The following is a 7,631-nucleotide window of genomic DNA, read 5'->3' on the forward strand; positions in this document are numbered from 1 at the left end:
GGCCTCGCTGGGGGTGTGACGCTCAGGCCGGGGCGGGCCCGTCGGTGGCGAATTGCATGGCCGCCAGCCGGGCGTACAGGCCGCCGCGGGCCAACAGTTCGGCGTGTGTACCGGTCTCCACGATGCGGCCGTGGTCCATGACCACGATGCGGTCGGCGCGCTGGACCGTGGACAGGCGGTGGGCGATCACGAGGGTGGTGCGGTTGCGCATGGCCGCCTCCAGCGCGGCCTGCACCATGCGCTCGCTGTGCGTGTCCAGGGCGCTGGTGGCTTCGTCGAGCAGCAGCAACGGCGGGTTTTGCAGCAGGGCCCGCGCGATGCTGATGCGCTGGCGCTGCCCGCCGGACAGGCGCACACCGCGCTCGCCCAGAAAGGTGTGGTAGCCCTGCGGCAGCGCACGGATGAAGTCGTCGGCAAAGGCTGCCTGGGCCGCGGCGATCACCTCGTCGTCGCTGGCGTCGGGGCGGCCGTAGCGGATGTTTTCCAGGGCGTTGGTCGAAAAGATGACGCTGTCCTGCGGCACGAGGCCGATGCGCTGGCGCAGCGCATGCAGGTCCGCCGCCTGCACCGGCACGCCGTCCAGCAGCACCCGGCCGCGTTGCACGTCGTAAAAGCGCAGCAGCAGTTGGAACACCGTGCTCTTGCCCGCCCCACTGGGGCCGACCAGCGCCACCGTCTCGCCCGGGCGCACATGCAGGGTGAAGTCCAGCAGCGCCGCCGTGTCAGGGCGCGAGGGGTAGCGAAACTCCACCCCCTCCAGCGCCACCGCCGAGCCTCCAGAGACAGGCGGCAAAGGGCGCGGCTGCGCCGGTGACGCGATGGCCGATCGGGCCGCGAGCAGTTCCATCAGCCGCTCCGTCGCGCCGGCGGCGCGCAGTACGTCGCCATACACCTCGGACAGCACGGCCACGGAGCTGACCAGCAGGATCACATAGACCACCGTCTGCCCCAGGTGCCCGGCGCTGATGCGCCCGGCCAGCACCGCCTGCGTGCCCTGGTACAGCCCCCACAGCAGCGCGGCGGCGGTGGCGATGATCACGAAGGCGATCAGCAACGCGCGCATGCGGGTGCGCCGGCGCGCCGTGTCGAATGCGGCCTCGGTGGCGCGGGCAAAGCGGGCCGCCTCGCGGGCCTCCTGTCCGTGGCTTTGGACGACGGGGATGGCGTTGAGCACCTCGCCCGCGATGGCGCTGGCGTCCGCGACCCGGTCCTGGCTGGCGCGGCTCAGCCGCCGCACCCGGCGCCCGAACACCAGCGCGGGCACCACGACGAGCGCCAGGATGGCCAGCACCTGCGCCATCACATAGGGGTTGGTGACGATCAGCATGACCAGCGCACCCAGCCCCATCAGCGCGTTGCGCAAGCCCATCGACAGACTGGAGCCGATGACGGTCTGCACGAGGGTGGTGTCGGTGGTCAGGCGCGACAGCACCTCGCCCGTGCGCGTGGTCTCGAAAAACGCGGGGCTTTGTCGGATGACGTGGGCGTAGACCGCATTGCGCACGTCGGCGGTGATGCGCTCGCCCAGCCAGGTGACGCTGTAAAAGCGCAGCGCCGCAAACACGCCCAGCGCACCCGCCACGGCAAAAAGCGCCCAGAAATGCGTGCGCAGTGCCATGACACGCTCCCCCGGGTGGGCCGCTGCCAGCCCTTGGTCGATGAGGGTGCGCAGGGCCAGCGGCAGCGCCAGCGTGGCCACTGCTGCGCCGAGCAGGAACAGCAGCGCCAGCGCGACACGGGCACGGTAGGGCCGCACGAAGGGCCACAGGCCCGACAGCGACCGGGGCGACGCCCGAGAGTCGGCCGGGGCGTCGCGGACAGGGGCGGGCGGGGGTGTCATGGCCGTGCAGCGTAGCGCATCGCCGCGACGTCCGCCCGGCGTGGATCAGCTGTCGCGGGGTGTCGCGGTGCGGGTGTGATCGTTGTATGCTTATCAACCGATCGAAAAGCCGCCATTCATCCGGCCCCGAGTTCGCCCCCGAAGGAGTTGCTCCCATGTCCCCTGCCGCCTTGTCCCGCCGCCGCTGGTTGCAAATCGCCGCCGGCTCCGGCCTGGTGGGGGCCGGCCTCGCCACCATGCCGGAGGTGCGGCTGTTTGCCCAGCAGTTGCAGGACTTTATCGAGGGGCCGCCGGTGCCCGATGTGAAGCCCGAGCGCATCGCCCCCCACGTTTGGATGATTTACGCTCAGGACGGCTTTCCCACGCCGGAAAACCGCGGGGTGATGGCCAATGTGGTGTTCGTCGTGACTTCGGTGGGGGTGGTGATGCTCGACGCCGGGTGCTCGCTGCAGCACGGCGAGATGGTCGTCCGCATGATCCGCACCGTGACCGACAAGCCCGTGGTGGCGATCTTCAACAGCCACTACCACGGCGACCACTGGCTGGGCAATCACGCCTTCGTCAAGACGTACGGCGAGGCGCTGCCAATCTACGCCTTGCCGCACACCATCGAGCAGATCAAAGGGGCCGAAGGCAGCCTGTGGCGCAGCTTGATGGAGCGCTGGACCAACCAAGCCACGATGGGCACACAGGTGGTGGCGCCCAACCGGCCGGTGCAGCACGGGCAGACGTTCACTTTTGGCGATGTCACCCTGCGCATGCACCACTACGGCAAGGCGCACACGCCGTCCGATCTGTGCGTGGAGGTGGTGCAGGATCGCTTCACCTATGTCGGCGACATTGCGATGGAAAACCGCATCGCCAACATCGACGATGGCTCCTACCCGGGGACGTTCAAGTACTACGAAGCGCTGCAACAGGCCGCCGGCGACCAAGTGTGGTGGCCGGGGCATGGGCGCGGCAGCAAGACGCTGCTGCGCGACTACGGCACCTTCCTCAAGGGCATTTGGGAGCCGTGCGTGCAGGCCGTCAAGGACGGCGTGCCGCTGGAAAAGGCCAAGGAACTCGTGCTCAAGGACCCGCGTGTGGCCGCGCGGGCGCGGGGGATGGCGGGGTTCGACTCCAACATCGGCAAGTACACCAGTCTAGCGTATCTGGAAGCGGAGCGGGAGCTATTCTGACCCCGCGGCCTTCCTGGGCCGGCGCTTTGGCGGCAGCCGCCACCACGGCAGCGTCGCGGTCAGAGAGAGCACGGCGCCGCAGTCCTGCGGCGCATAGCCTGGAATGCCGGCCAGTCGCGCCTGCCAGGCGGGCGTGGTCAACACGTCGCGCAGCGCGCGCAGCCCGGGTTGCTCCAGCGCGGTCTTGAGGCAGGCGAGGGCATAGCGTTCGCGCACCAAGGGGACGAAGCCCAGCCCCAGCCGCTGCGCGGCCGCCTGTGTGCCCAAGCCCGCGTCGGCGCCGCCGCTGGCCACCGTTTGCGCAACGGCGGCGTGCGAGGGCTCGCAGCGGTCGTAGCCGGACAGCTCCTGCGGTGGCAGGTCCGCTTCGCGCAGCAGCTCGTCCAACAGCAGCCGGGTCCCGGTACCTTCGGGCCGGTTGACGTAGCGCAGCCGCCAGCGCGCCACGTCCGCCAGGCCGCGCAGCCGGCGCGGATTGCCCGGGGGGACGATCAGGCCCTGCCAGCGCTGTGCAAAGCCCAGCAGCTTGTGCCGCCCGGGGGCGAGCAGCGGCCGGTAGGCCTGCGCAGCGGGGCTGTCGATGCCTGGCTGCTCACGCGTGTGAAAGCCAGCGACCACGCAGCGCCCGTCGTCGAGTGCGCGCAGCGCTTCCACGCTGCCGCAAAAGCGGATGTCCAGGTGCAGGCGCGCGTGTTCGGCCGCGTGTGTCTGCAGCAGCGGCAGGGCGTCGTCGTGGCTGGCGTACAGCGGCAGCACATGGCTGTCCGGGTCGAAGGCCAGCGCGAAGGTGCGCTCCAACTCGGCCCGCAGGGCCTCGATCTGCGGCGTCAGGCGGGCCTGCGCCAGTCGCTCGGTCCAGATGAGTTTTTCGGCAAACGGTGTGAGGGTGGCGGCCTGGCCCCGCTCCCAATGCACCAGCGGCTGGCCCAGCCGCTCCTCCCACGATTTGAGCTGTCCCCACGCATGTCGGTACGACCACCCCAGCGCGCGCGCCGCCGCCGAGATCGAGCCCCCGGTGCGCACCGCGTAGAGCAGATCCATCAAGGGGTTGCGCAGCGGGGCGGCTTGGTCGCGGCCCGTCTCGTCCAGCTGGTAGTGAAGCCCAATCCTGCGCATGCCCAAAGTGTGCCCGATGTGACGGGCGTGCCGGCGCTGCCGGTGTCCCCTGGCCTATGCACGCCGCTGCATACCGGGAAAGCCACGGGCGCCTGCCGCTCGGGCGGCCGCTACGATGCGCGGCCATGGAGTCGTTTGCGCAGGGGTTGGCGGTCGCGTGGGGGTTGGTGCTGTCGGGCGATGCCACGTTGTGGCAGATCGTCGCGCGTTCGCTGGCGGTCAGCGCGGCGGCCTGCGCGCTGGCGTGCGGGTTGGGGTTGTGGATCGGAACGTGGCTGGCGGTGGCGCGTTTTCCGGGGCGCGCGGCCCTCGTCACGCTGGTGAACGCCTTGCTGGCGGTCCCGTCGGTGGTGATCGGTCTGGTGGTGTACCTGCTGCTGTCCCGCTCGGGGCCGCTGGGCTTTCTGGGGTGGTTGTTCACCTTTCAGGCCATGGTGCTGGCACAGACGGTGTTGGTGTTGCCCTTGGTGATTGGGCTGACCCGCCAGGTGGTCGAGGATGTGGAGTCTCAGCACGGCGAGCAGTTGCGCGCGCTGGGCGCCGGGACGGTATGGCGCGGCTGGCTGCTCGCCTGGGATGAGCGGTACGCGCTGCTGATGGTCGTGATCACGGCGTTTGCGCGCGCGGTCTCCGAGGTGGGGGCGGTGATGGTCGTGGGCGGCAATATCGAGGGCTTTACCCGCGTCATGACGACGGCGATCGCGTTGGAGACCAGCAAGGGCGATCTGCCGCTGGCGCTGGGGCTCGGCATCGTCCTGCTGGGGGTGGTGCTGGCCCTGAACGCCCTGGTGGCGCTGCTGCGGCGCTGGCGCGAACGGGTAGATGGGTTTGCACCGGCGGGGGCGTGCGCATGACGCCGCTGTACGACTTGCGCCGGGTGCATGTCCGTCTGGGGCCAGCGGGGCAGGTGCACGCCTTGCGCGGGATCGACCTGTGCGTGCAGCCCGGCGAGCGCGTGGCGCTGGTGGGCAGCAACGGCAGTGGCAAGAGCACGCTGTTGCGTGCGCTCATGGGTCTGGTGCCCGTGGGGGGCGAGCTGCACCGCGCCCCCGGGTTGCGTGCGGCCCTGGTGTTCCAGCGGCCATACCTGATGCGCCTGAGCGCGTTGCACAACGTGGCGCTTGCGCTGTGGTTACAGGGGCAGCGCTGGGCACGGGCGCGGGCACGGGCTGCGCAGGCCCTGGAGCGCGTGGGTCTGGCGGCCTATGCGGGACGCAACGGGCGGGCGCTGTCGGGGGGGCAGCAGCAGCGGTTGGCCTTGGCCCGCGCCTGGGCGCAGCGCCCCAATGTGTGGCTGCTGGATGAGCCCACCGCGAGCCTCGACCCGCAGGCCCGGCAAGAGGTCGAGGCCCTGATCCACACCTTCACGGCGCCCGGCGCCTCGCCGGCCGACGCAGGCGGGGGGAGCCTGATCTTCAGCAGCCACCACTTGGGACAGGTGCGGCGGCTGGCCAGCCGCGTCGTTTATCTGGAAGGGGGGCGGATTCTGGCGGATTTGCCCGTGGAGGCGTTTTTTTGCCCCGAGGAGCTGGCGCGGCATTCGCCGCGCGCCCATGCCTTCGTTCAGGAGGAGTCGGCATGAGGCGCATGGCTCGGGCGTGGTTCCTCGTCATTGGGCTGCTGAGCGGGGGGGCATGCGCGCAGACGATCGTCTTGGCATCGACCACGTCCACGGAGCAGTCGGGGTTGTTTGCCCATTTGTTGCCGCGTTTTCGGCAGGCCACCGGGATCGAGGTCAAGGTGGTGGCGCTCGGCACCGGCCAGGCGCTGGATATGGCGCGCCGGGGGGATGCGGACGTGGTGTTCGTGCACGACAAGGAGGCGGAGGAGCGCCTGGTGACGGAGGGCTGGGGTGTGCAGCGGCACGATGTGATGGTCAACGACTTCGTGCTGGTTGGGCCCAGGGCAGACCCGGCGGGCGCCAAGGGGCATGACATCGTTGCGGCCCTGCGCCAGATCGCCCGGGCGAATGCGCCCTTCGTCTCGCGCGGTGACAAAAGCGGAACGCACGCGGCCGAATTGCGCTTTTGGGCACTGACGGGGCAGCCCACCCCAGGGCGCGGCTACCGGTCCTGTGGTTGCGGTATGGGGCCGGCCTTGAATATGGCCGCGGGCATCGGCGCCTATGTGTTGACCGATCGGGGCACGTGGCAGAGCTTCAAAAACCGCGCCCAACTGGCCGTGCTGGTCGAGGGGGATGAGCGCCTGCTGAATCCCTATGGCGTCATCCTCGTCAATGCGGCGCGCCATCCCCACGTCAAGGCGGACGCGGGGCAAGCGTTCATCGACTGGATCACCGGCCCGGCGGGGCAGGCCGCCATCGCCAGCTACACCCTCGACGGGGTGCGGCCCTTTCGCCCCAATGCCTCGCGCTGACGGCGCGGTGGTGCGGGTTCAGCGCTGGCCCAGCTTGCGGTAGACGGTGGCGCGGCTGATCCCCAGTTGCCGTGCCGCTTCGGCCACATTGCCGCCGGCTTGCGCCACGACGTGGCGGATCAGGGCCGCCTCCCGGGTTTTGAGGGGCAGGGCTGCCCCGTGCTGCGCGTCGTCGTGCCCCGACTGCGCCAGCACCAGCAGCCGCAGTCCCAGCCAACTGGGCACTTCGAGCGGCCCACGCCCCCGTCGCGCGGCACTGAACAGGTTGCCATACGGCACGGCAAATACCTCGTCCGCGTGGGGCCAGCCGCCCGCGCCCGCCCCCGTGCCCGAACGCAGGTCCAGCATCTCGGTCGCGGTGCGGTTGGCGCCCACGATGCGCCCGTCGGCGTCGAGGACCAGGATGCCCTCGTCGTCATCGCCCGGCAGGTGCCCTGGCCACGTCAGCCGCAGGCTCAGGGCATGGGGGCGCAACAGCACCAGAGCGTTTTCGATGCGGCGCGCCGTCACGCTGACCAAGTGCTTGAGGGCACGGCGCTCCGGCGCCATGACACCGGTCAGATCGAGCATGCCCATGCACGTGCCGTCGGGGTCGAGCAGTGGCGCGCCGGCGCAGCTGTAAACCGCCGTATCGTCGAAAAAATGCTCCCCCCGGTGCAGCCAGACCGGCATCCGCTCGGCCAGCGCGGCGCCGATGGCCGAGGTGCCGATCGCCCCCTCCGATAGGTCCACACCGATGCGGGCAATCGCGTGGACATGGCGGTTGCTGGGATCGACCGGGCCATGCACATCGATGACCACCCCGTGCGGATCGGTCAGCAGCGCGAAGTAGCCGGTGTCGGACATCGCCCGGCCCAGCGTCCGGTCGATGATGGGTCTGGCCGCCTGCCGCAGGGCCTGGCTGGCCTCTAGGGCCCGTCGCATGGCGGCGGCGCTGACGCTGTCGAACACCACCCGCTCGCGCGGGCGTTGCCCGCGCGCCAGGCAGCGGCGCCATGAGGACGCGATCCATGGCTCGAGGCCCGGCGCATCGCCGTCGAACTGGGGGTCGTTGAGCATCCGGCACCGGGCCTGATCGATGGCGACGGTGCGGGCGTGCGGGGGGATGGGCCGTGGGC

General features: G+C 70.4%; 7 protein-coding genes. 4 read left to right on the top strand and 3 right to left on the bottom strand.

Features of this window, described 5'->3' with window-relative positions:
• Positions 1-22: 22 nt before the first annotated feature.
• Positions 23-1,840, bottom strand: coding sequence for an ABC transporter transmembrane domain-containing protein (locus V7026_RS10430; protein WP_334155323.1), 1,818 nt, complete (start codon positions 1,838-1,840; stop codon positions 23-25).
• Positions 1,841-1,995: 155 nt separating this feature from the next.
• Between V7026_RS10430 and V7026_RS10435 the strand changes: the two genes are divergently transcribed.
• Positions 1,996-3,021, top strand: coding sequence for an MBL fold metallo-hydrolase (locus tag V7026_RS10435; protein WP_334155324.1), 1,026 nt, complete (start codon positions 1,996-1,998; stop codon positions 3,019-3,021).
• Here V7026_RS10435 and V7026_RS10440 read toward each other — a convergent pair.
• Positions 3,013-4,137: a substrate-binding domain-containing protein gene (locus tag V7026_RS10440; protein WP_334155325.1), complete on the bottom strand. Its 1,125-nt coding sequence runs from the start codon at positions 4,135-4,137 to the stop codon at positions 3,013-3,015. The two genes, V7026_RS10435 and V7026_RS10440, sit on opposite strands and share 9 nt — an antisense overlap.
• 125 nt (positions 4,138-4,262) lie before the next feature.
• On the opposite strand from V7026_RS10440, the gene V7026_RS10445 reads away from it, so the two are divergent.
• The 3 genes from V7026_RS10445 to V7026_RS10455 are packed head-to-tail and all read left to right on the top strand — an operon-like array spanning position 4,263 to position 6,513.
• Positions 4,263-4,991, top strand: a complete 729-nt coding sequence (locus tag V7026_RS10445) for an ABC transporter permease (protein ID WP_334155326.1) — start codon at positions 4,263-4,265, stop codon at positions 4,989-4,991.
• The gene (locus V7026_RS10450) at positions 4,988-5,719 is read left to right on the top strand and encodes an ATP-binding cassette domain-containing protein (protein WP_334155327.1); all 732 of its coding nucleotides are present in this window, start codon (positions 4,988-4,990) and stop codon (positions 5,717-5,719) included. Before V7026_RS10445 ends, V7026_RS10450 begins: the two co-directional genes overlap by 4 nt.
• Entirely contained in the window at positions 5,716-6,513 is a 798-nt protein-coding gene (locus V7026_RS10455; protein WP_443082352.1) for a substrate-binding domain-containing protein, read from the top strand. Before V7026_RS10450 ends, V7026_RS10455 begins: the two co-directional genes overlap by 4 nt.
• Before the next feature lie 18 nt (positions 6,514-6,531).
• Here V7026_RS10455 and V7026_RS10460 read toward each other — a convergent pair.
• The coding region (locus tag V7026_RS10460; protein WP_334155328.1) for a helix-turn-helix domain-containing protein at positions 6,532-7,631 on the bottom strand (1,100 nt) is incomplete at its 5' end.

It is taken from the genome of Tepidimonas sp., from assembly GCF_036825565.1.
GTDB lineage: Bacteria > Pseudomonadota > Gammaproteobacteria > Burkholderiales > Burkholderiaceae_C > Tepidimonas.